This window comes from Lamprobacter sp., assembly GCF_034860625.1.
GTDB lineage: Bacteria > Pseudomonadota > Gammaproteobacteria > Chromatiales > Chromatiaceae > Lamprobacter.
In genome coordinates this window covers 1-2,273 of sequence record NZ_JAYESN010000374.1, presented here as the reverse complement: position 1 = coordinate 2,273, position 2,273 = coordinate 1, and the positions used below count along the sequence as shown (strand labels likewise).

The 2,273-nt window shown below is 66.4% G+C and carries 2 protein-coding genes; both read left to right on the top strand.

The features are described from left to right. Window positions 1-100: 100 nt before the first annotated feature. Window positions 101-721, top strand: coding sequence for a hypothetical protein (locus VBE63_RS27715; protein ID WP_323686213.1), 621 nt, complete (start codon window positions 101-103; stop codon window positions 719-721). 47 nt (window positions 722-768) lie between these two features. Continuing rightward, window positions 769-2,127: a DDE-type integrase/transposase/recombinase gene (locus VBE63_RS27710; protein WP_323686212.1), complete on the top strand. Its 1,359-nt coding sequence runs from the start codon at window positions 769-771 to the stop codon at window positions 2,125-2,127. Window positions 2,128-2,273: the final 146 nt, after the last annotated feature.

Here is a 2,273-nt window from a genome sequence, read left to right as displayed (position 1 = left end):
CAAGCGGTGGATCGGCGCATCGGCGATAATCGCAAGACGCTCGATTCATCAGAAGAGGTGGCCCGCCCCGGGTTGACGCCGAGGGGCGGGCCGAGTGCCGGTGCAACTTCGTTTTGCCTGCGAGGACACCGGCGAGGAGTACGTTAAGCGCAAAGGCTGGCAGCAAGCAACGCTGAGTCGTTGTCCGCTGCATCCGCAGGGCGGCTGTGGTTTCGCCCGCCATGGCACCTATGCCCGCGTCTCCCCGCCCGGAACCTTGATCACCCGTTACGACTGCCCTGACGGGCATCGCACCTTCAGTCTGCTGCCGGACTGCTATGCCGCGCGCCTGAGCGGGCAGCTCAGTGAGGTCGAGGACCTGGTGCGGGCCGTCGAGCAGGCGCCGAGCCAGGCGGCGGCCTGTGCCGGACTGCGCTTAGACATCGAACTGCCAGGCGTGCAGCGTTTCGTCACGCGCCGCGTGCAGGCGGTGCATGCGGCCTTAGTCGTCATCAAAGGTCTGCTGCCGGAGCGTTTTGGCCCCTGTGCTCCGACGCTGCTGGCCTTTGCCCTCGTGCTCGGCGTCTCAGACGTCTTGGTGGCGCTGCGTGGGATTGCCGAGCCCTGGCTGCAGGAATTGCCAAGGCCGCTTGGATTCAGCCCCCGGCGCCAGCCGGGGGGCGGGGGCGATCGCCCCCGCCAACACCGAGCGGGGGCGGACCCGCCGGGGCTGGCGGCTTAGGGTCGCGGGTGCAGGCAATGGGCCTGCGTCTTGTGGACTTTGCCGCCATGAACGACCCTGACACCGACCGCCAGCAAGAGATCGCCCTGTTTCGCTACGGGGTAATCGCCGAGCTTGTGCACTGGCCCAAGCACACCAAGGGCTTGTACGCCGCCATGCAGGCCAAGGCCGAGCGCGACTATGCCATTCCCGGCAGCAGCCGCACCCGCATCGCCACCGAGACCCTGCGCGATTGGCTCAAGGCCTATCGACGCGGCGGCTTTGAGGCACTGATGCCCAAGCCGCGCGCCGATCGCGGCCAGGTGCGCACACTGCCCCCGAGCGTGGTCGAGGCGCTGTTGGCGACCAAGGAAGGCAACCCGGCGCTCTCGGTGCAGCTGGTCATCCGCGCCGTGCGCGAGCGTGCCGATGTCCCGCCCGATCTGCCACTGCCGCCTTCGACCGTGCATCGACTGCTGGCCCGTCATGGATTGATGGAGGTGGCGAAAACCAACGGTGATCCCCAAGATCGACGTCGCTTTGCCTTCGAGCAGGCCGGCGAGCTGTGGATGAGCGATGTCATGCATGGCCCCAGTGTGCTGGTCGGCGAGCGGGTCAAGCGCAAGACCTACCTGATCGCCTTTATCGATGATGCCACGCGCGTGATCCCGCATGCGGCCTTCGCCCTGTCGGAGAACACCGCGACCTTCCTGCCGGTGCTCGAGCAGGCGATCCTGCGCCGCGGCTTGCCGAAGAAGTTGTATGTTGATAATGGCGCCAACTACCGCTCCAAGCATCTGGCGCTGGTGTGCGCCAAGCTCGGCATCGCCTTAATCCATGCCCGGCCCTATCAACCGCAGGGCAAGGGCAAGATCGAGCGCTGGTTCAAGACCGTGCGCGCGCAGCTGCTCACGCGGCTGACGGACACTGATCTGGCGAGCTTGAGCGCGCTCAACCGGCGTCTAGCCGGCTGGGTCGAGGGTGAGTATCACCACAGCCCACATCGCGGTCTGGAGGGTGTGACGCCACTGGAGCAGTGGGCACGCACCGGCTCAGCGGTGCGCTTTGTCGAGCCGGAGGTGGATCTGGCTGATCTGTTCCTGCTCGAGGCGGTGCGCAAGGTGCAGAAGGATCGCACGGTGAGCCTCAACGGGGTGCTCTATGAAGTCGAGGCCGCGCTGGTCGGGGAGAACGTGACGCTGCGCTTCGATCCCAGTGCACCGCCTGAGCGCCCGATTCAGGTCTGCTTCCAGGGTGAGCGCCTGGCCATGGCGCGTCCGGTGGATACCTATGCAAACTGTTTTGTGAAGCGTGATCAGCGCTCGCGGACCTTGACGGTCGAGGGCCCGGTCGCGGAGCCTGCACCCTCGGCACTGCGCTTGCGTGAGCTGCCCGATACGGATCATGACGCGCTGGAGGGACGCTGATGTACCGCAAGCATTTCGCCCTGACGGCGTTTCCGTTCGATCTGACGCCACCCCCGGATGCGTTGTTCGCGGCCGCCAGCCTGCGCGAGGCCGAGGCGCGGCTGAAGCATCTCCTGGAGCTGCGTGGTATCGGTCTGATCACCGGT

Bases quoted from the DNA above. Each gene is read 5' to 3' on its own strand.
- VBE63_RS27710 (WP_323686212.1), top strand. From the start codon at position 769: ATGAACGACCCTGACACCGACCGCCAGCAAGAGATCGCCCTGTTTCGC.